Source organism: Mixta mediterraneensis (assembly GCF_014946725.1).
GTDB classification, from domain to species: domain Bacteria; phylum Pseudomonadota; class Gammaproteobacteria; order Enterobacterales; family Enterobacteriaceae; genus Pantoea; species Pantoea mediterraneensis.
Genome location: NZ_JACFXY010000005.1, coordinates 162,842 through 183,761, shown reverse-complemented (window position 1 = coordinate 183,761; position 20,920 = coordinate 162,842). Strand labels below are relative to the sequence as shown.

The window sequence follows — 20,920 nt, the reverse complement described above, 5'->3', positions numbered from 1 at the left end:
TAATCCCTTGGTTTGCAGGGGGTTTCCTTATTCCTTGTTTACCTGAAGAGTTCGATGATTACTAACGTGCCCCGTTCCTCTCGTTCCCGCTGGCTGAAATGGCTACTTATTTTAATTGTGGTATTGATTATTGCCGCTGTGGCCTGGCGAGTATTGCCATTTGGTAAAGGATCGGGAAGCAGGATGCCACCGGGCGGACGTGGCGGTCCCGGCATGATGATGGGGGGCGGCGCGACCCTGGTGCACAGCGGGGTCGCCAGCACCGCCGATGTGCCGGTTTATCTGAATGCGCTTGGCACGGTCATTCCCAATGCCAGCGTTACCGTTACCAGCCGTGTCGATGGGCAACTGGAGAAGGTTTACTTCACTGAAGGGCAAAAAGTCGAGGCGGGTCAGTTACTGGCGCAAATCGATCCGCGCAGTTATCAGGCAACGCTAAACCAGTATCAGGGTGAACTGAATGAGAACCAGGCGCTGCTGAAAAGCGCTGAGCTGACGCTGGCGCGCTATCGCAAGCTGGCGGCGCAGGACTCTCTGTCGCGTCAGGATCTGGATACGCAGATTGCCACTGTCGGGCAATACCGTGGCGCGGTCGCCGCCGATCAGGCGCAGATCGCCAGTGCGAAACTCAGCATCGAATATGCCCGTATCACCGCGCCGGTCAGCGGTCGCGTTGGTTTGCGTCAGGTCGATCCGGGCAATATGGTACAAACCTCCAGCAGTACCGGCCTGGTCACCATCACCCAGATGCAGCCTGCGGCGGTAACGTTTAGCGTGCCGCAGAGCAACATCCCGACGCTGGTCAGCGCGCTGCATAACGCGCAAAGCCTGCCTGCGACCGCCTTTGATCAGGACAATACCACCGCTATCGCCAGCGGCCAGGTAAAATTCATCAGTAATCAGATTGATACTGCCACCGGCACGGTTGAGCTAAAGGCGATCTTCCCAAATGAAGATGAAGCGCTGTTCGCAAATCAGTTCGTCAATCTTCGTTTGCAAACCAACACGCTAAAAGGCGCAACGGTGATCCCGGTGCAGGCCCTACAGCTGAGCAGCGACGGTAGCTTTGTGTTTGTTATCAACAAAGACAGCACGGTGACGCGTAAAGCGGTGACTGCCGGGCCGGCATTTGGTGACGATCGGCAAGCGATACTGAAAGGCGTGGAGCCGGGCGATCGCCTGGTAACGGAAGGCATCGATCGCCTGACCAACGGCAGTAAAGTGTCGGTGGCGAATGAAACGCAAACCACCCCCGCCGAGGCCAAATGAACCCGTCACGCCTGTTTATTCAGCGTCCGGTCGCTACCATCCTGTTGATGGTGGGCGTGCTGATCGCCGGGATATTTGCTTATAAATTTCTCTCCACCTCAGCGCTGCCGCAGGTGGACTATCCGACTATTCAGGTCACCACACTCTATCCTGGCGCCAGCCCGGATGTGATGGCGTCGTCGGTGACATCGCCGCTGGAACGTCAGCTCGGACAAATGGCGGGTCTGAGCCAGATGACATCCACCAGCTCCGGTGGATCGTCGATCATCACCCTGAAGTTCAGCCTGGATCTGTCACTGGATGTGGCAGAGCAGGAAGTGCAGGCGGCGATTAATGCTGCCAATAATCTGTTGCCGAATGATCTGCCCAATCCGCCGACCTACAAAAAGGTCAATCCGGCGGACAGCGCGGTGATCACCTTAGCCGCCAGCTCAGACAACCTGCCGCTGACGCAGGTGCAGGATCTGGTGAATACCCGCGTAGCACTCAAGCTGGCGCAAATCTCTGGCGTCGGCATGGTGACGCTGGCGGGGGGGCATCAACCCGCCATTCGCGTGCAGATGGACCCGAAAGCGCTGGCGGCGCACGGCCTGACGCTGGAAGACGTCAATACGCTCATCAGTAACAGCAACGTGAACGGTTCGAAAGGGGGCTTTGATGGTCAGTATCATTCGGTCACGATTGATGCCAATGACCAGCTGCGTACCGCCGATGAATACGGCAATCTGATTCTTACCTGGCAAAACGGCGCGGCGTTGCGTCTGAAAGATATTGCACACATTGAGCAAGGCCCGGAAAACAGCTTTCAGTCGGCGTGGGCCAATAACAGTCCCGCGATTGTCATCAGCGTGCAGCGTCAACCGGGGGCTAACGTCATTCAGGTCGTCGATGGGATCAAGGCGCAGCTCCCCACGCTGCAAGCCGCTCTGCCGGATGGGGTGAAAATGATGATTTTATCTGATCGCACGCAAACCATCCGCACCTCGATCAGCGACGTGCAGTTTGAGCTAATGCTTTCTATTGCGCTGGTGGTGATGGTGACGTTCCTGTTTCTGCGCAACGTGGCGGCGACGCTGATCCCAAGCGTCGCGGTGCCCTTGTCGCTGATTGGCACCTTTGGCGTGATGTATCTCGCCGATTTCAGCCTGAACAATCTGTCATTGATGGCGCTTACCATTGCCACCGGTTTTGTGATCGATGATGCGATTGTGGTGGTTGAGAACATTTCGCGGCGGCTGGAAGAGGGCGAGTCGCCGATGGAAGCCGCGCTAAAAGGTTCGCAGCAGATTGGCTTCACGATTATCTCGCTAACCTTTTCGCTGATTGCGGTACTGATCCCGCTGCTGTTTATGGGCGATGTCGTCGGACGTTTGTTCCGCGAATTTGCTATCACGCTGGCGGTATCGATTCTGGTATCGATGCTGGTCTCGTTGACGTTAACGCCGATGCTGTGTGCTTACCTGTTGCGCCATATTCCGCCGGAGAAGCAATCGCGCTTTTCACGCAAAGGCGGTGAGGTGTTTGACAAGCTGGTGCGTGGTTACGATCGCCTGCTGATAATAGTATTGAATCATCAAAAGCTCACGCTGCTGGTGGCGCTTGCCACCTTCGCGCTTACCGCGCTGCTGTATGTGATGGTGCCGAAAGGTTTCTTCCCAACCCAGGATACCGGCCTGATTCAGGGCGTGACCGTGGCCTCTCAGGATGTGTCATTTAACGAGATGGCGAAACGGCAGCAGGCGCTGGCAAAGGTGATTTTGCAGAGCCCGGCGGTGGAAAGTTTGTCCTCCACTATCGGGATTGATGGCAACAACATCAGCCTGAACAGCGGACGTATTCAGATCAACCTCAAGGCATTTGATGAGCGTGATGACAAAGCCGATGTTGTCATCAAACAGCTACAACAGGCCGCAGCGCAGGTAGCGGGCATTCAGCTTTTTCTGCAACCGGCGCAGGATCTAACCGTCAACGACCAGGTTACGCCAAGTCAGTATCAGTTCACACTGGACGATGCCGACAGCGAAAACCTGGTGCAATGGTTACCGAAACTGACGGCGGCCCTGCAACAGCGCCCCGAATTTAACGGTGTGGTCAGTAATTTGCAGGACCAGGGCCGCGTGGCTTATGTCGAACTGAACCGTGATAAAGCGGCGCGCTATGGTATCACCGCGTCGGACGTGGATACCGCGCTGTACAACGCCTTTGGTCAGCGTCTGGTTTCCACTATTTTTACGCAGTCGAATCAGTATCGCGTGGTGCTGGAAGTCGCACCGACGTATCAACAAGGCCCGGCGTCGTTTGATGACGTCTACCTGCAACCCTCCAGCAGCCAGGATGACGAAAGCGGTTCTTCCACGGACAGCACATCGTCGTCAGGCAGCACCAACGCAACCAGCAGCAGTGAGACTGCCAGTACCAGCGGCATGGTGAAACTTACGTCTATCGCCACTATTCATCAGCGTACCGGTTCGCTCATGCATATGCGTTTGAACCAGTTCCCGGCGGTGATGATTTCATTCAATCTGAACGCTGGCTATTCGCTGGAAGATGGCCAGAAAGCGATTGCTGAGGTGCGTGAGCAGCTGCAATTACCGTCGAGCATAACGTTGCGTTATCAGGGCGAAACTTCGGCATTCCAGAGCGCCACTGGCAACACGCTGTGGTTGATACTGGCGGCGCTGATCACCATGTACGTCGTGCTGGGTATTCTGTATGAAAGTTTTATTCATCCGGTAACGATTCTCTCCACGTTGCCGTCGGCGGCGGTCGGCGCGTTATTGACATTGATGCTGGCGGGCACTGAATTCAGTTTGATTGCGTTGATTGGTGTCATTCTGCTGATCGGCATCGTGAAGAAAAACGCCATTATGATGATCGACTTTGCGCTGGAAGCGGAGAATAAACAGCGCCTCAGCCCGCGTGATGCGATCCATCAGGCCTGTTTATTGCGCTTCCGTCCAATCCTGATGACCACGATGGCGGCCCTGCTTGGCGCGCTGCCGCTGATGCTGGCCTCCGGCTCAGGCGCGGAACTGCGTCAGCCGCTGGGCCTGGTGATTGTCGGCGGTTTGATTGTCAGCCAGATGCTGACGCTGTTCTCCACGCCCGTGATTTATCTGTGGTTTGATGGTATCGCACAGCGCGGCAACGCATGGGTGAAACGTCGCCAGCAGCAGACGCGGGGCGGGCAATGAGTCTGACACGCTTGTTTATCTTTCGCCCGATCGCCACTTTGCTGCTGACCATGGCGATCTTGCTGCTTGGCGCGCTGGGTTATCGCTTATTGCCGGTTGCGCCGCTGCCGCAGGTGGATTTTCCCACCATCATGGTCAGCGCCAGCCTGGCCGGGGCCAGCCCAGAAACCATGGCGGCCACGGTGGCGACGCCGCTGGAGCGATCGCTGGGTCAGATCGCGGGCGTTACCGAAATGACATCAAGCAGCTCGCAAGGTTCCAGCAACATTATTTTGCAGTTTGAACTCAGTCGCGACATTAATGGCGCGGCGCGTGACGTGCAGGCGGCGATTAACGCCTCCCGCAGCCTGCTGCCGAGCGCGATGGAGTCATTGCCCACTTATCGCAAAGCTAATCCGTCCGATGCGCCAATAGTGATGCTGGCGCTAACGTCGGCAACCCGCACGCCGGGTGAGCTCTATGATCTGGCCGAAAGTAAAATCGAGCAGGCGATGGGGCAGGTGAAAGGCGTGGGCGAAGTATCGCTTATGGGCAGCGCCTTACCGGCGGTGCGCATTGATCTGCAACCGCTGAAGCTGACGCAATACGGTATCTCGCTCGACACGGTACGCAGCGCGGTCGCTAACAGCACCACTAATCTGCCGAAAGGCATGTTGCAGGGCAGCAGCCAGTCGTGGGTGGTGGACAGCAACGGGCAGCTGGATAAAGCCAAAAGCTATCGCGATCTGATTGTGAGTTATAAAGACGGTAAAGCGGTGCGGCTGCATGATGTCGCCACGGTTTACGACTCGGTAGAAGATCAGTATCAGGCCGGGTTCCTCAACGCGTCGCCATCGGTAATGGTGAGCATCAAGCGCCAGGCGGGAGCCAACATGCTGGTTACCATCGACGCGGTTAAAGCGCAGTTGCCGGAGCTGGAAAAAGAGTTGCCAGCTGACACGCAGCTGAAAGTAGTGGTGGACCGCTCGCCAGGGGTGCGTGCCTCGCTGTATGACACCGAAGAAACCTTGCTGGTAGCGGTATTGCTGGTCATTGCCGTGGTGTTTGTCTTTCTGCGCAATCTGCAGGCGGTTATTATTCCAGCGCTGGCGTTGCCGGGTTCGCTGATTGGCACCTGTGCGGTGATGTATCTGCTCGGCTATAGCCTCGATAATCTGTCGTTGATGGCGCTGATTATCGCCACCGGCTTTGTGGTTGATGACGCGATTGTGGTGCTGGAAAACATTACGCGCCATATCGAAGCCGGGCTGAGTCCGCTGCGGGCTTCCCTGCGTGGCGCGCAGGAGGTGAGTTTCACCGTGCTGTCGATGACTATGTCGTTGATTGCGGTGTTCATTCCGATTTTGCTGATGGGCAGTATCGTGGGACGTCTGTTCCGCGAATTTGCCGTAACGCTCACCGTGTCACTGCTGATCTCGATGTTTGTCTCATTAAGCCTGACGCCGATGCTCTGTTCGCGTTTGCTCAAGCCAAAACCTCAAGTCAGCAAGCGCCCACATCCTATGTATCAGGCGATTGAGAATCAACTCAATCGCCTGCTGGCGGCCTATTCGCGTGGCCTGAGCTGGGTAATGTGCCACCAGAAACTCACCATGTTCAGCCTGGTGCTGACCGTACTGCTCAATCTGTTTCTCTATTCGGTAGTGCAGAAAGGCTTCTTCCCTAACCAGGATACCGGTCTGCTGATGGGAGCATTGCGTGCCGATCAGAATATCTCCTTCCAGGCAATGAAGCCGAAAATGTTGATGTTCACCAAAATAATTCAGTCCGATCCGGCGGTAGAAAGTGTGATGTCGTCAATGGGCAGCGGTATGTTTGGTTCACGCAACAGCGCCAACTTCTTTGTGCGTCTGAAGGATTTTGATCAGCGCAATGCCACTGCCACTGAAGTCGCCAATCGTCTGAGCATGAAAACCAGCCATATTGCGGGTGCCCAGATGTTTCTGATGGCGGCGCAGGATCTGCACATTGGCGGACGCAGCGCCAACGCGACTTACCAGTACAGCTTGCAGGCCGACGATCTCGATCTGTTGCGCGAATGGACGCCGAAAGTGCAGGCGGCGCTGGCAGCGATACCGCAGCTCAACAGCGTAGATTCCGATTCGCAAACCGGCGGGCAGGAAGTGGTCATCAATATCGACCGCGATCGCGCTACCCGGCTTGGTGTTGATGTGCAAATGCTCGACACCATGCTGAATAACGCTTTTAGCCAGCGACAAATTGCCACGCTATATCACACCCTGAATCAGTATCACGTCGTGATGTCGTTACAGAGCAGCTATACCCGCGATCCAAATATTCTTAAGCAGTTATATGTGATTAACGACGATGGCGATCGCATTCCGGTTTCCGCCTTTGCCCGTTTTGTGGGTGGCAACGCGCCGCTGTCGGTGGCGCACCAAGGCCAGTCGGCGACCAGTACCGTAGCGTTTAACCTTAACGATGGCGTGTCGCTGGAACAGGCGCAGGTGCTGATCAAACAGGCAATGGCCAAACTGGGTTTGCCATCAACCATTCAGGCCGGGTTTGCCGGGACGGCAGCGGCATTTGCACAGCTAACCGCGACCATGCCGTGGCTGATTATCGCGGCGCTGGCGGCGGTGTATATCGTGCTCGGCGTGCTGTACGAAAGCTACATCCATCCGCTGACCATTCTGTCGACCCTACCGTCGGCGGGCGTGGGAGCATTGTTACTGTTATTGCTTACCGGTACGCAGCTCACGGTGATCGCGCTGATCGGCATCATCTTACTGATCGGTATCGTGAAGAAGAATGCGATCATGATGATCGACTTTGCTATCGATGCCGAGCGTCGATTAGGCATGACGCCCCAGCAGGCCATCACTCAAGCCTGCCTGATGCGCTTCCGTCCGATCATGATGACCACGCTGGCGGCCTTTTTTGGCGCCCTACCGCTGGCGCTCGGCAGCGGCGGTGATGCCGATCTGCGTAGCCCGCTCGGCATAGCTATCGCCGGTGGTCTGGCGCTTAGCCAACTGCTGACGCTGTTTACCACGCCGGTTATTTATCTCTGGCTCGATCGTCTGAGCCGCGCTTGTAAACGTTCGTGGCGCCGCTTGCGCCATGTGGAAACCTAATCCATGAAAATTACGCCTGTTATGCTGGCGCTGCTGCTGTGCGGCTGTACCGTTGGCCCGGATTATCAACGCCCTGCTATGCCCGTGCCGAAACATTATAAAGAGGCGAAAGGCTGGCAGCCGGCAACGCCGCAGGATGACCAGCACAAAGGTGAATGGTGGTCGGTCTATCACGACGCCACGCTGAGCAGCCTGCTGAGTCAGGTGAGCATTAACAATCAGAACGTCGCTAACTACGCAGCGCAATATCGCCAGGCACAGGCGCTGGTATCGCAGTCACGCGCCGAACTGTTTCCTTCGGTGGGGTATGACAGTAGCGTCACCCGCAGCGGCAGCCACGCCACCACAACCAACCAGCGCACCACCTCAACCAGTCACCAGGCTGAGCTAAGCGCCAGCTGGGAACTGGATTTGTGGGGCAAACTGCGGCGCACGCTGGAAGAGAATAGAGCCAGTGCTCAGGCAAGCGCGGCCGAACTGGCAAATATTACCCTGAGCGCGCAGTCAGAACTGGCGCAGGACTACTTTCAGCTACGCATCATGGACCAGAAAATTGCGCTGTATCAACAGAGCAATGATGCCTATCAGCGCTATCTGGTAGTCATTGAAAACAAATATCAGGCGGGCAGTGAATCACGCGCCACCTTAGCGCAGGCGCAGATGCAGCTGGAAAGCGCCCGCGCCTCGGCGCAGGATTATCAATGGCAGCGTGCGCAGGTGGAGCATGCCATTGCGCTGCTGGTTGGCAAAGCGCCTGCCGACTTCAACTTGCCGGTGGCGAAGCTGGACGCGACATTGCCGGATGTGCCTTCAGCCTTGCCAACACAGCTTTTACAGCGCCGTCCTGATATTGCTTACGCTGAGCGTAACGTCGCGGCGGCGAACGCAGCGGTTGGCGTGGCGATTGCCGGTTATTTTCCTGATCTGACGCTGAGCGCCAGCGGCGGTGTGAGCTCGTCCACGCTGCATAATCTGTTCTCGCTGCCCAATCGCGTCTGGTCGCTGGGACCGGAACTCAGCGGCACGCTGCTGGACTTTGGCGCGACTGCTTCACAGGTTGAGCAGGCGCGTGCGTCATATGACGCCAGCGTGGCCAGCTATCGTCAAACGGTGCTGGAAGCGTTGCAGGAAGTAGAGGATGAGCTGGTGGAACTGAATATGTTACAGGGCGAAATTGCCTCGCAGCAGCGCGCCACCGCCGCCGCGCAGGAATCGGCGCGCGTAACGCGTAATCAGTATGAAGCAGGCATGATCGACTACCTCGACGTGGCAACCACCGAAAACAGCAGCCTGAGCGAGCAGCAAAGCCTGCTGTCGCTGCAAAGCACCCAATGGGTCAGCAGCGTGGCGCTGATTGCGGCGCTGGGCGGTGGCTGGCAGGCAGCCAATAAATAGTTGTCGAACCGTGCCAGATCCTGCATCGTGAAGGCCTGTTTTTAACGATGCTATGGAGCGGGCATGTTATTTAAATTTTTCCGTCTGATTTTCCGTCTTTTATGGCGCGTCGAGCTGCGTGGTGCTACCGCCGAACTGTATAAAGAGAAGGTGTTGATCGCGCCTAATCACGTGTCGTTTCTTGACGGTATGCTGCTGGCGTTGTTTCTGCCAGTAAAGCCGGTGTTCGCAGTCTATTCGACGATCAGCGAAAAGTGGTTCATGCGCGTGCTCAGGCCGTTTATCGACTATGTGCCGCTGGATCCAGCCAGGCCGATGTCGATCAAGCATTTGGTTCAGATGATCAACAGCGGTCGTCCGGTGGTGATCTTCCCGGAAGGCCGCATTACCGTCACCGGATCGCTGATGAAGATCTACAGCGGTGCCGGATTTGTGGCGGCGAAGTCAGGGGCGAATGTTGTACCGATGCGCATTGAAGGCGCGGAATTTACACCGTTTGGTCGGCTGGCGGGGGTGTTCAAACGCCGCTTATTTCCGCGTATCACGCTAAGCATCTTACCCGCAACGCGCATTCCAATGCCCGATGCGAAACGGGCGCGCGAACGTCGTCTTTTAGCCGGTGAGCATCTGCATCATGTGATGATGGAAGCGCGCATGGCGGTGCGTTCGCGTGAAACACTGTTTGAAGCCTTTCTTAATGCGCGTACCCGCTACGGCGCCTTCAAACGCTGCATGGAGGATATTAATTTCTCACCAGACAGCTACACCGGTTTGCTGAAAAAATCACTCGGGGTGGGGCGCATTCTTGAACGTTACAGCCAGCCTAAAGAGTATGTCGGCCTGCTGCTGCCCAATGCCACCGTGACGGCGGTGGCGATTCTGGGCGCGTCAATGCGGGGTCGTATTCCTGCCATGCTTAACTACACCGCAGGCGTTAATGGTATGCGTGCCGCGCTTACTGCTTCGCAGGTAAAAACCGTCTTTACCTCACGCCAGTTTCTCGACAAAGGGGGCCTGTGGCATCTGCCACAAGGACTGAACGAGGTGCAATGGATCTATCTGGAGGATCTGAAGGATACGGTAACCTTAAAAGACAAGCTGTGGATCCTGGGGCATCTGCTTATGCCGCGCCGCGCACAGGTCAGACAGCAGCCAGAAGATACCGCGATGGTGCTGTTTACTTCCGGCTCGGAAGGCAACCCGAAAGGGGTGGTGCATTCGCATAAAAGCCTGCTGGCGAACGTTGAGCAAATTCGTACCGTTGCTGATTTTACCCCACGCGACCGTTTTATGGCGGCACTGCCGCTGTTCCACGCTTTCGGCTTAACCGTTGGCCTGTTTACGCCGCTGATGACTGGCGCACAGGTGTTCCTCTACCCCAGCCCGCTGCATTATCGCATCGTGCCGGAGCTGGTTTATGATCGCAACTGCACGGTACTGTTTGGCACTTCTACCTTTCTGGGCAACTATGCGCGTTTTGCGGCACCTTACGACTTCGCTCGTCTGCGCTACGTCGTCGCTGGCGCAGAAAAATTGCAGGAAAATACGCGCCAGCTTTACCTGGATAAATACGGCATCCGCATTCTTGAAGGCTACGGCGTGACCGAATGTGCGCCTGTGGTCGCGATTAACGTGCCGATGGCGGCGAAAACGCACACCGTGGGCCGCATTCTGCCGGGCATGGATTCACGTTTGATGTCGGTGCCGGGCATTGAAAAGGGCGGACGCCTGCAATTACGTGGGCCAAACGTCATGAAAGGCTATTTACGGGTTGAGAACCCCGGCATGCTGGAAGCGCCCATGGCGGATAACGGCGAAGGACAGATGGAAGCCGGATGGTACGATACCGGCGATATTGTCAGCTTCGATGACGGCGGTTTTTGCCAGATTCAGGGACGAGCCAAACGCTTCGCTAAAATCGCGGGAGAAATGGTATCGCTGGAGACTGTTGAACAGATTGCGCTAAAAGCCTCGCCTGATAAGCAGCATGCGGCCTCGTTGCGCCCGGATGGTAATCGTGGCGAAGCGCTGGTGCTGTTTACTACCGATAACGCGCTGACGCGCGATCAACTGCAAAAAGCCGCCCGCGAAACGGGCGCGCCGGAGCTGGCGTTACCACGCGATATTCGCGCAGTGAAGCAGCTACCAATGCTGGGTAGCGGCAAGCCAGATTACGTTACGCTGAAGAAAATGGCGGAAGAGGCACAGGCATGATCGCTGGGGCAGAACGTGATGCACCGCTCATGTCGCGTAGCATGCTGGCCGTCATTATTGCGCAGTTTTTCTCGGCGTTTGGCGATAACGCGCTGCTGTTTGTCACGCTGGCGGTGTTAAAAAATCAGTCCTATCCCGACTGGAGCCAGCCGGTGCTACAGATGTTATTTGTCGCCACCTATATTCTGCTCGCGCCGTTTGTCGGCCAGATAGCAGACAGTGTCGCTAAAGGCCGGGCGATGATGTTTGCCAACAGTCTGAAACTGCTGGGTGCGCTGGTGATCTGCTTCGGCTTCAATCCCTTTGCTGGCTACACGCTGGTGGGCATTGGTGCGGCGGCGTATTCCCCCGCGAAGTATGGCATCCTGGGGGAGATCACCCAGGGCGAGAAGCTGGTAAAAGCAAACGGCTTGATGGAAGGTTCAACCATCGCCGCAATCCTATTTGGTTCGGTAGCAGGCGGCATCCTGGCTGACTGGAATCTGCTGGCGGCACTGGGGGTATGTGCGCTGACCTACGGCATTGCGGTGCTGGCAAATGTATTTATTCCCCGATTGCCGGTGGCTCGTCCGGGCCAAAGCTGGCACTTCACGGCGATGCTGCACAGCTTTATTACCGCCTGTCGTGTGTTATGGAATAATGCTGAAACCCGCTTTTCACTGCTGGCCACCAGTTTGTTTTGGGGCGCAGGTGTGACGCTGCGTTTTCTGCTGGTGCTGTGGGTGCCGGTAGCGCTCGGTATCAGCGATAACAAAACGCCGACCACGCTGAACGCGATGGTGGCGATTGGCATCGTACTGGGTGCAGCGGCGGCGGCCAGGCTGGTGACGCTGGAAAAGGTGCGTCGTTGTATGCCCGCGGGTGTGCTGATCGGCGTGATGGTGGTGATCTTCTCAATGCAGCATTCGCTGATGAATGCCTATTTGTTACTGACAGTCATTGGCGCCTTGGGCGGCTTTTTTGTGGTGCCGCTGAATGCCTTGTTGCAGGAACGCGGCAAGCATAGCGTGGGATCGGGCAGTGCGATTGCGGTACAAAATCTTGGCGAGAACACAGCAATGCTGCTGATGCTAGGGCTGTATACGCTGGCGATTAAAGCGGGTGTGCCGACAGTGGCAACCGGGATTGGTTTCGGCACGCTATTCGCTCTGGCTATTGCCGTGCTGTGGATCTGGCGTCCGGCTCAACGCTAATGCTTTGCCCTCACCGATAACAGGAGGGCAAGTCTCATCAGCGACGTACTGCAATCGCCTCGATTTCAATCTTCACATCTTTTGGCAGGCGCGCCACTTCAACGCAGGAACGGGCCGGGAAACTGGCGTTATGCTCGGTGAAAAACGCTTCATAGGTGGCGTTCACGGTTGCAAAATCGTTCAGATCTTTTACAAATACCGTGGTTTTCACAATGTCGCCAACATTTAAGCCTGCCGCTTCTACAATCGCTTTTACGTTTTCCAGCGACTGACGCGCCTGTGCTGACACGTCGTCTGCGACGGCACCGGTCGCCGGATCGACGGGAATCTGACCCGAGGTGATGATCATGCTGCCAAGATCAACGCCCTGAACATAAGGACCGATTGCGGCGGGGGCTTTTTCCGTACTGATTTCGCGAGACATTATTGCTCCTGGTTTTTGTGCAAAGCGGCTTAGCGCCGCGACGGTTTCATTATAGAGACGAGGAAACTGATTACCAGTGACCCAGCACCACATGGCGAGCGAACTCTTTCTCGCAGTATTTGCACTTCAGATAGACATCATTAGCGCGATTTTTTACGGCGAAACTGGAGAACACCGGCTCGCTGCGGCTGATGCAGTTGCTGTTGGGGCAGGTCAGCACGCGTTCGATACGATCTGGTAAGGCTGGCGCAATTTTTGCCACCACTTCATATTCATCAATGCGGTTAACCGTGGCATGCGGCGCGTAAACCGCCAGCTGATTGATCTGATCATCAGTAAGAAAGGTGTTCTCGATTTTGATCAGATCCTTGCGTCCCATTTCACCCGAAGGCAGATTCAGGCCGATAGTAATGCGCTGATCGGTTTCGGTCAGGCGGAACAGTGACAGCAGCTTAAAGCCGACCTGAGCCGGGATATGGTCGATTACCGTGCCGCGTTTAATCGCTTCGACCTGCAATTTATTGTCGTGAGTCATGCGGTTTTCTCCTTACAGGGCGAGTTCGCTGTTGAGTACCAATGCCAGCAGGGCCTGACGTGCGTAAATGCCGTTGCCGGCCTGTTGGAAATACCAGGCATAGGGCGTTTTATCCACATCGGTGGTAATTTCATCGATGCGCGGCAGTGGATGCAGCACTTTCATGTTGTCGCGCGCACCGGCTAAATCAGCCGCGCGCAGGATAAATTGCGCTTTGACGTTGGCATACTCAGAGGGATCGAGACGCTCTTTCTGCACGCGCGTCATGTAAAGAATATCCAGCTCTGGCATCACCTCTTCAAAACTGTCGTGACGCGACCAGGCAATATTTTGCTCATCCAGCATGTCGGTGATGTAACCCGGCATTGCCAGCGCATCGGGGGCGATAAAGAAGAAACGGTTGCCATCAAACTTAGCCAGCGCTTGCGTCAGCGAATGCACGGTGCGGCCATATTTCAGGTCGCCGACCATTGCTATATTGAGATTGTCGAGGCGGCTTTGGGTTTCGCGGATAGTGAACAGATCGAGCAGGGTTTGTGTCGGATGCTGATTCGCGCCATCGCCCGCATTCAGAATTGGGATACCACCGGCGAATTCCGTTGCCAGACGCGCCGCGCCCTCCTGCGGATGACGCATCACAATTGCATCAACATAAGTGCTTATTACGGAAATGGTATCTGCCAGCGTTTCGCCTTTTTTGCCCAGCGAGGTATTACTGCCGTCAGCAAAACCGACGACTGAGGCGCCAAGACGATGGATAGCGGTTTCAAATGACAGGCGAGTACGTGTTGAGGCTTCAAAGAAGCAGCTGGCGATGACGTTGTGCTTCAACAGTTCCGGCTGCGGATGAGCTTTGAGCTGTGCAGCGGTATGCAGCACCCGTTCCAGCTCGTCGCGACTGAGATCGTTGATTGAAATAATGTGTTTGCGATATAGCGGGTTAGCCATAACTCTCTCCTCTGCGCTGCCGGATTACGGACAAAAAAAAGCCCCTGCTGAAGGGGCTTTTTTAAGATCGGGTCGATGACGGAAAGAAACAGATGCGTCGCCTGCTGTCAGGCGAAATGGCGCGTTAAATTGTCCGCTGCACTGTTGCATGTTTCCTCCGGCAAATTGTGGCGCATTATACGCCATCAGTGATTTGCTTCAAGGGTAAATCACACCCAACGAAAACGTTTGCTTGCCGCTAATCAGCGCTGACCGAGTGTCGCCACCATCACCGCTTTAATGGTATGCATACGGTTTTCCGCCTGATCAAAAACGAGGCTGTGCGCTGATTCAAACACCTCATTGCTGACTTCCATACCGTTATGCAAACCGTATTGCTCCGCCATCTGGCGGCCCAGCGTGGTTTGATCATCATGGAAAGCGGGCAGGCAATGCAGGAATTTAACCTGTGGATTGCCGGTCAGCGCCAGCATCTCGCTGTTGACCTGGTAACCGCGCAGCAGAGCGATACGCTCTTCCCACACCGCTTTGGCTTCCCCCATTGATACCCACACATCGGTATAGATAAAGTCCGCGCCCTGCACGCCTTCGGCAATATTTTCGGTTAGTGTGATTTTGCCACCGGTTTGCTGGGCTAGCTGACGGCAGTGCGCCACCAGCTCGTCTTGCGGCCAGCAGCCTTTCGGCGCTACTAAACGCAGATCTAACCCCGTCAGCGCTGCCGCTTCCAGCATCGTATTGCCCATGTTATTGCGTGCATCGCCAACATACACCAGCGTCATCTCACTGCGCTTTTTCCCGGGCAGATGTTCCTGCATCGTCAGTAAATCAGCAAGTAATTGCGTGGGGTGAAACTCGGTGGTTAAGCCGTTCCACACCGGCACGCCGGCGTATTCTGCCAGTGTCTCAACCAGTTGCTGGCCGTATCCACGATACTGAATGCCGTCATACATCCGGCCCAGCACGCGCGCGGTGGCTTTCATCGACTCTTTATGCCCAATCTGGCTGCCGCTTGGGCCGAGATAGGTCACGTTAGCACCCTGATCGTAAGCGGCAACTTCGAAAGAGCATCGGGTACGGGTTGAGTCTTTTTCGAAGATGAGCGCAATGTTTTTGCCTTTCAGATACTGCGTTTCGCACGCACTTTTTTTAGCGCTTTTTAATTCAGCGGAAAGGGTAAGCAAATAATCAATTTCGGCGGGGGAAAAATCCAACAGCCTGAGGAAATGGCGTTGATAAAGCTGACTCATACAGCGCTCCATGTAACCAGTCTAAATGAATTAAAATTCAATCTAACCGTATGAATATGCATTTTCAACCCCGGCGTGAATAAACTTTTCGTTTTGTGTAGTGGCGCGCCGGGCAGTGTGGGAAAATAATTGTTTATTGCCGAACTCAGAGAGGACATCGCCATGGCATATGAAGAATTGTTGGAAGAGCAGCGTGAAGAGACGCGCCTGATCATTGAAGAGCTGCTGGAGGATGGCAGCGATCCCGACGCGCTCTATACCATTGAGCACCATCTCTCGTGCAACAACTTTGACTCGCTGGAGAAAGCGGCCGTTGACGCTTTCAAGCTGGGCTACGAAGTGACCGAGCCGGAAGAATTAGAACTGGAGGATGGCACCACGGTGATGTGCGTGGATATTCTCAGCGAAGCCGCGTTGAACCCAGAGTTGATCGACGCGCAGGTTGAGCAACTGGTCAATCTGGTGGGTAAATACAACGTTGATTATGACGGTTGGGGCACGTATTTCGAAGATCCCGATGCTGAAGATGAGGACGATGACGAAGCTATCGACGACGATGAAGATACCGGTATTCGCCATTAATTTCTAAAGGGCGGAGCTGCTCCGCCTTCCTCTTTGCTACCACGTTTTGATTCGATGAACTACGCACTTTTACTTGAACCTGTTTACCAGTTTCTCCACTGCCGCACGCCACAAGCCTGGATTGACGAAGCGCGCAAGCCGGAGAACCTGACGCTGTTACTGACCGACCATCTGGTATGCGAACTTAAAGCGGCGCAGACTGCGGTTTGGCTAATTCGTAAATATGTGGCTGACCAGCCGAGTGGTGAAGCTATTCGCGCCTGGCTGAAGCCTTATGAAGATTTTATCTTCCGGGAGGAGGACGACAGCGACTTTATCAATGCCCACAAAAATCTGTCGAAAAGCATTATTGTTCGCAATGCATTGCCATGGACGGACGAACTGGTTGAAAAAATGGTGCTGCTGATCAAAGAAGAGCTGCATCACTTTTATCAGGTTTGGGAAATTATGCAGACGCGCGGGCTGGTTTATCAGAAAATAACGTCAAGCCGCTATGCCAGATCATTGCTGCGTGAAGTGACCACACACGAGCCGGATACGCTGGTGGATAAGTTGATCTGTGGCGCGTATATCGAAGCGCGATCCTGCGAACGTTTCGCTAGCTTAGCGCCTTATCTGGATAGTGAGCTGGAGAAGTTCTATATCTCACTACTGCGCTCGGAAGCGCGTCATTATCAGGATTACCTGACGCTGGCAGCGCAAATTTCACCGACAGACATTGCGCCAAGAGTACAGGCGATTGGCGCAACGGAAGGGCGGTTAATCAGCGAGCCAGACAGCGAGCTGCGTTTTCATAGCGGCGTACCCGCATTCTGAGTCCTTTTCCTCACCTGAAAACCGGTGAGGAAAAACATCACAGCACTTTTAACATCCGGACTTCGCAATCGACATGACCGGTGCAGCCCATAGCCGTATCAATCAGCTCAAAGCCCAGTGATTCATATAATTTAATCGCCCGTGTCAGGCTGGCGGTGGTTTCGAGATAGCAGCGACGAAAGCCGCGCTGACGCGCATGTTCCATGGCGCAGACCGCCAGTTTACGCGCTAAACCCAAACCGCGCACTTCCGGCAGGAAATACATCTTCTGCAGTTCACAAATATCTGGCGCGCTACAGGACAGAGCCGCCACGCCGCCACCGCCCATCACTTTACCCTGATGTTCGACGATCCAGTAGGCGCTGTCTTTGGCGCTGTAAACTTCAAATAACCGATCAAGATCGGGATCGGAAACGGTATACCCTTTGTCGGCAGTCAGGCCGAACTCAGCAGATACATCACGGATCACCTGAGCGATATGCGGATTATCGACGGCCATAATTGGACGTACCTGAAGATCAAGTCGCGTTGCGTTGGAGGTCATCATCTCTTCTGAATCCAGTGCGAAATACATAAAAAAGCCGGGCTAGCCCGGCTTGTTAATTAAGCTGTCAGACTAAGACTGTTACAATGCCGCGATCACGGCCTGTTGTTCAATCAGTTTTGCTTTTGATTGTTCCAGCTCGGCCATACGCTCGCGTTCTTTCACTACCACTGCTTGCGGGGCGCGAGAAACAAAGCTCTCGTTAGCCAGCTTGACCTGAATCTTATCAATTTCCACCTCAAGCTTAACCAGCTCTTTCGCCAGACGTTCCAGCTCCGCGGTTTTATCAACCAGGTCAGCCATAGGGATCAGCAGCTCAGCGCCTTCAATGATTTTGGTCACGGACACGGGGCCTTTCTCGCCAGCCGGTAGCACCGTTAAACTTGCCAGACGCGCCAGGCGCGACAGGAAGTTGCGGTTAACTTCAACCCGACGCAGCGCCGCTGCCAAGCAATCACGCAGCAGCACATCCAGCAGCTTGCTCGGCGCAATGTTCATCTCGGCCCGGATATTACGCACCGCGATAATCGCCTGCTTCATCCATTCAATGTCCGCTTTGGCTTCAGCATCTTCTTTCGCCGCGTCAAACTGCGGGAAAGGTTGCAGCATGATGGTGTCATCACTGATGTTTTTTAGCACTTTCACCCGCTGCCAGATGGTTTCGGTGATGAAAGGGATAATGGGGTGCGCCAGGCGCAGCAGTGCTTCCAGTACATGCACCAGCGTATGTCGGGTGCCACGCAGCTCAGCTTCGTTACCGTTGCTCATTACCGGCTTGGTCAACTCCAGATACCAGTCACAGAACTGGTTCCAGGTGAAGTCATACAGCAGGTTCGCGGCAATATCAAAACGGTAGCTGTCCAGCGCATCACGATAAGCTTTGATCGTGCTATTGAACTCGGTGAGGATCCAGCGATCGGCCAGCGATAACGTCATTTCGCCGCCATTCTGACCACAATCCTGATCTTCAGTGTTCATCAGCACAAAGCGGCTGGCGTTCCACAGCTTGTTACAGAAGTTGCGATAGCCTTCAAGGCGCTTCATGTCCCAGTTGATGTCACGACCAGTAGAAGCCAGCGCAGCCAGCGTGAAGCGCAACGCATCGGTGCCAGAAGGCTCGATGCCGTTCGGAAATTGTTTCTCGGTGCGCTTGCGAATTTTTTCAGCCAGCTGCGGCTGCATCATGTTGCCGGTACGTTTTTCCAGCAGCGACTCCAGCGAAATGCCGTCAACCATATCCAGCGGGTCAATCACGTTGCCCTTGGATTTTGACATTTTCTGGCCTTCTTCATCGCGGATCAAACCGGTCATATAAACCGTTTTAAATGGCACCTGCGGCTTGCCGTTTTCATCTTTGATGAAATGCATGGTCAGCATGATCATGCGGGCAAGCCAGAAGAAGATGATGTCGAAGCCGCTGACCAGCACGCTGGTTGGATGGAAGGTGCGTAGCGCTTCGGTGTTTTCTGGCCAGCCCAGCGTAGAGAAAGTCCACAAACCAGACGAGAACCAGGTATCCAGCACGTCATCATCCTGGCGTAGCGCCACATCGGCGGCCAGGTTGTTTTCGCTGCGCACTTCAGCTTCGGTGCGGCCAACGTAGACATTACCGTCGTTGTCATACCATGCCGGAATGCGATGTCCCCACCAGAGCTGACGTGAAATACACCAGTCCTGAATGTCACGCATCCAGGAGAAATACATGTTTTCATACTGCTTCGGCACAAACTGAATGTCGCCGTTTTCAACCGCTTCTACAGCAACTTTAGCCAGCGGGGCAGTGCGCACGTACCACTGATCGGTCAGCATGGGTTCGATCACTACGCCGCCACGATCGCCATAAGGCACGGTCAGATCGTGTGGTTTGATCTCTTCCAGTAAGCCAAGTTCGTCAACAGCCGCCACGATCGCTTTACGTGCAGCGAAACGCTCCATTTTCTGGAACTGTGCCGGGATCTCGTCGGAACAGGCATCGCTGTCTTCACCATTGGTGTTATAAACCTGGGCGCGTTCGCGAATATCACCATCGAAAGTCAGGATATTAACCATCGGCAACTGATGACGACGACCGACTTCGTAGTCGTTGAAATCATGCGCAGGGGTGATCTTCACACAACCGGTGCCTTTTTCCATGTCGGCGTGTTCATCGCCAACGATTGGGATCAGACGATTGACCAGCGGTAGCATGACATAGTGGCCGATCAGATCTTTATAACGCGGATCTTCCGGGTTAACCGCAACGCCGGTATCACCCAGCAGCGTTTCTGGACGGGTAGTGGCCACCACCAGATAATCTTTGCCATCGGCGGTTTTGGCACCCTTCGCCAGCGGATAGTGGATATGCCACATGGAGCCTTTGCTTTCGCGGTTTTCCACTTCGAGGTCAGAAATCGCGGTGCGCAGTTTTGGATCCCAGTTTACCAGGCGTTTGCCACGGTAAATCAGGTTCTCCTTATACAGGCGAACAAAAACTTCTTTCACCGCATTAGACAGACCGTCGTCCATCGTAAAACGCTCGCGTTCCCAGTCAACAGAATTGCCAAGGCGGCGCATTTGACGGGTGATAGTGCCGCCTGATTCGGCTTTCCACTGCCAGATTTTGTCGATGAAGGCTTCACGACCATAATCCTGACGGGATTTGCCTTCTTCAGCCGCAATCTTGCGTTCAACCACCATTTGCGTGGCGATGCCCGCGTGGTCAGTACCGGCCTGCCACAGGGTATTTTTACCCTGCATGCGCTGGTAGCGAATCATGGTATCCATGATGGTTTGCTGGAAAGCGTGACCCATATGCAAGCTACCGGTGACGTTCGGCGGCGGGATCATAATGCAAAAGCTTTCCTGGCTGGTGTCGCCATTTGGTTTGAAGTAGCCCTGCTTTTCCCAATGCTCGTAAAGCGGCTGCTCAATATCTTGCGGGTTATATGTCTTTTCCATTTCTGCTATGTCGTTTGCGGCTGAGGCGGCGTTGCCGTATTCAATTGGAACCCAACGCTGCGATACGCTTTGTAGCGGTCGCGCGCCAGCTGTTTGAGAGATTCTTCGTAAGGAACGAAGTCTACCACTTCATGGAAAGCAGTAGCAAAATCTGCGAACTGTGGCAGCAGGCTAATTAACAGATCGCGAGGCGAATTGCCGCGACGCTGTGGCCAGGCCAGTTCAACCGGTGCGCCGTAGCGTGGGCCTTCACCGGCAAGATTATGCGGTACGAAGGCGTTTGCCGGTCGTTGCCACAACGCTTCGTCGAGACGAATGGCTTGCTGCTCATCTTCACAGGCAATAAGTACCCGTTTACCCGCCCGCCAGCGCGTTTCCGCCAGATCGCACGCCAGCGCTTCGATGGCGCTCAGGCCGTCGCTTGATGCATCGGTTTCCATCACGTAGAAGGTTGCGTTTTTCATCGGAATGCCTGTCAGAAGATAAAGGGCGGATGGTGTCCGCCCTTGCTTTCAGAATTG

The 20,920-nt window shown here is 55.0% G+C and carries 15 protein-coding genes; 8 read left to right on the top strand and 7 right to left on the bottom strand.

What is annotated here, in order from left to right; genetic code table 11:
• Positions 1-54 precede the first annotated feature (54 nt).
• The 6 genes from H2P46_RS11335 to lplT all read left to right on the top strand — a co-directional run bounded on the left by H2P46_RS11335 (position 55) and on the right by lplT (position 12,363).
• On the top strand, positions 55-1,269 hold the full coding sequence (locus H2P46_RS11335) for an MdtA/MuxA family multidrug efflux RND transporter periplasmic adaptor subunit (RefSeq protein WP_193405158.1): 1,215 nt from the start codon (positions 55-57) through the stop codon (positions 1,267-1,269).
• Positions 1,266-4,463, top strand: coding sequence for an efflux RND transporter permease subunit (locus tag H2P46_RS11330; protein WP_193405157.1), 3,198 nt, complete (start codon positions 1,266-1,268; stop codon positions 4,461-4,463). Before H2P46_RS11335 ends, H2P46_RS11330 begins: the two co-directional genes overlap by 4 nt.
• Entirely contained in the window at positions 4,460-7,561 is a 3,102-nt protein-coding gene (locus H2P46_RS11325; protein ID WP_193405156.1) for an efflux RND transporter permease subunit, read from the top strand. The genes H2P46_RS11330 and H2P46_RS11325 overlap by 4 nt, the downstream gene beginning before the upstream one ends.
• Positions 7,562-7,564: 3 nt before the next feature.
• Entirely contained in the window at positions 7,565-8,956 is a 1,392-nt protein-coding gene (locus H2P46_RS11320) for an efflux transporter outer membrane subunit (protein WP_193405155.1), read from the top strand.
• A gap of 63 nt (positions 8,957-9,019) precedes the next feature.
• Complete coding sequence (aas, locus tag H2P46_RS11315) at positions 9,020-11,170, top strand: bifunctional acyl-ACP--phospholipid O-acyltransferase/long-chain-fatty-acid--ACP ligase (RefSeq protein ID WP_193405154.1); 2,151 nt, start codon at positions 9,020-9,022, stop codon at positions 11,168-11,170.
• Positions 11,167-12,363 carry a lysophospholipid transporter LplT gene (gene lplT, locus H2P46_RS11310; protein WP_193405153.1) on the top strand — a complete coding sequence of 399 codons (1,197 nt, stop codon included), beginning with the start codon at positions 11,167-11,169 and terminating at the stop codon, positions 12,361-12,363. Before aas ends, lplT begins: the two co-directional genes overlap by 4 nt.
• A 37-nt stretch (positions 12,364-12,400) precedes the next feature.
• Here lplT and ridA read toward each other — a convergent pair whose 3' ends face one another.
• The 4 genes from ridA to argF all read right to left on the bottom strand — a co-directional run bounded on the left by ridA (position 12,401) and on the right by argF (position 15,520).
• On the bottom strand, positions 12,401-12,787 hold the full coding sequence (gene ridA, locus H2P46_RS11305) for a 2-iminobutanoate/2-iminopropanoate deaminase (RefSeq protein WP_193405152.1): 387 nt from the start codon (positions 12,785-12,787) through the stop codon (positions 12,401-12,403).
• 70 nt (positions 12,788-12,857) lie between these two features.
• Positions 12,858-13,322, bottom strand: a complete 465-nt coding sequence (gene pyrI / locus H2P46_RS11300) for an aspartate carbamoyltransferase regulatory subunit (protein ID WP_193405151.1) — start codon at positions 13,320-13,322, stop codon at positions 12,858-12,860.
• 12 nt (positions 13,323-13,334) lie between these two features.
• Positions 13,335-14,270 carry an aspartate carbamoyltransferase gene (pyrB, locus tag H2P46_RS11295; protein WP_193405150.1) on the bottom strand — a complete coding sequence of 312 codons (936 nt, stop codon included), beginning with the start codon at positions 14,268-14,270 and terminating at the stop codon, positions 13,335-13,337.
• 242 nt (positions 14,271-14,512) lie between these two features.
• Positions 14,513-15,520 carry an ornithine carbamoyltransferase gene (gene argF, locus H2P46_RS11290; RefSeq protein WP_193405149.1) on the bottom strand — a complete coding sequence of 336 codons (1,008 nt, stop codon included), beginning with the start codon at positions 15,518-15,520 and terminating at the stop codon, positions 14,513-14,515.
• Positions 15,521-15,682: 162 nt separating this feature from the next.
• On the opposite strand from argF, the gene rraB reads away from it, so the two are divergent.
• Both rraB and miaE read left to right on the top strand, forming a co-directional pair.
• Complete coding sequence (gene rraB, locus H2P46_RS11285) at positions 15,683-16,102, top strand: ribonuclease E inhibitor RraB (protein ID WP_193405148.1); 420 nt, start codon at positions 15,683-15,685, stop codon at positions 16,100-16,102.
• A gap of 54 nt (positions 16,103-16,156) precedes the next feature.
• Complete coding sequence (gene miaE, locus H2P46_RS11280) at positions 16,157-16,918, top strand: tRNA isopentenyl-2-thiomethyl-A-37 hydroxylase MiaE (protein ID WP_193405147.1); 762 nt, start codon at positions 16,157-16,159, stop codon at positions 16,916-16,918.
• 37 nt (positions 16,919-16,955) lie between these two features.
• Here miaE and H2P46_RS11275 read toward each other — a convergent pair whose 3' ends face one another.
• From H2P46_RS11275 to H2P46_RS11265, 3 genes are all read right to left on the bottom strand, one after another.
• On the bottom strand, positions 16,956-17,465 hold the full coding sequence (locus H2P46_RS11275; RefSeq protein ID WP_419776104.1) for a GNAT family N-acetyltransferase: 510 nt from the start codon (positions 17,463-17,465) through the stop codon (positions 16,956-16,958).
• 78 nt (positions 17,466-17,543) lie between these two features.
• On the bottom strand, positions 17,544-20,399 hold the full coding sequence (locus H2P46_RS11270; RefSeq protein ID WP_193405146.1) for a valine--tRNA ligase: 2,856 nt from the start codon (positions 20,397-20,399) through the stop codon (positions 17,544-17,546).
• Positions 20,400-20,404: 5 nt separating this feature from the next.
• Positions 20,405-20,863, bottom strand: a complete 459-nt coding sequence (locus H2P46_RS11265; protein ID WP_193405145.1) for a DNA polymerase III subunit chi — start codon at positions 20,861-20,863, stop codon at positions 20,405-20,407.
• Positions 20,864-20,920: the final 57 nt, after the last annotated feature.

Coding starts and splice junctions, on each gene's coding strand:
- H2P46_RS11335 (WP_193405158.1), top strand. CDS start 55: ATGATTACTAACGTGCCCCGTTCCTCTCGTTCCCGCTGGCTGAAATGG.
- H2P46_RS11330 (WP_193405157.1), top strand. CDS start 1,266: ATGAACCCGTCACGCCTGTTTATTCAGCGTCCGGTCGCTACCATCCTG.
- H2P46_RS11325 (WP_193405156.1), top strand. CDS start 4,460: ATGAGTCTGACACGCTTGTTTATCTTTCGCCCGATCGCCACTTTGCTG.
- H2P46_RS11320 (WP_193405155.1), top strand. CDS start 7,565: ATGAAAATTACGCCTGTTATGCTGGCGCTGCTGCTGTGCGGCTGTACC.
- aas (WP_193405154.1), top strand. CDS start 9,020: ATGTTATTTAAATTTTTCCGTCTGATTTTCCGTCTTTTATGGCGCGTC.
- lplT (WP_193405153.1), top strand. CDS start 11,167: ATGATCGCTGGGGCAGAACGTGATGCACCGCTCATGTCGCGTAGCATG.
- ridA (WP_193405152.1), bottom strand. CDS start 12,787: ATGTCTCGCGAAATCAGTACGGAAAAAGCCCCCGCCGCAATCGGTCCT.
- pyrI (WP_193405151.1), bottom strand. CDS start 13,322: ATGACTCACGACAATAAATTGCAGGTCGAAGCGATTAAACGCGGCACG.
- pyrB (WP_193405150.1), bottom strand. CDS start 14,270: ATGGCTAACCCGCTATATCGCAAACACATTATTTCAATCAACGATCTC.
- argF (WP_193405149.1), bottom strand. CDS start 15,520: ATGAGTCAGCTTTATCAACGCCATTTCCTCAGGCTGTTGGATTTTTCC.
- rraB (WP_193405148.1), top strand. CDS start 15,683: ATGGCATATGAAGAATTGTTGGAAGAGCAGCGTGAAGAGACGCGCCTG.
- miaE (WP_193405147.1), top strand. CDS start 16,157: ATGAACTACGCACTTTTACTTGAACCTGTTTACCAGTTTCTCCACTGC.
- H2P46_RS11275 (WP_419776104.1), bottom strand. CDS start 17,465: ATGATGACCTCCAACGCAACGCGACTTGATCTTCAGGTACGTCCAATT.
- H2P46_RS11270 (WP_193405146.1), bottom strand. CDS start 20,399: ATGGAAAAGACATATAACCCGCAAGATATTGAGCAGCCGCTTTACGAG.
- H2P46_RS11265 (WP_193405145.1), bottom strand. CDS start 20,863: ATGAAAAACGCAACCTTCTACGTGATGGAAACCGATGCATCAAGCGAC.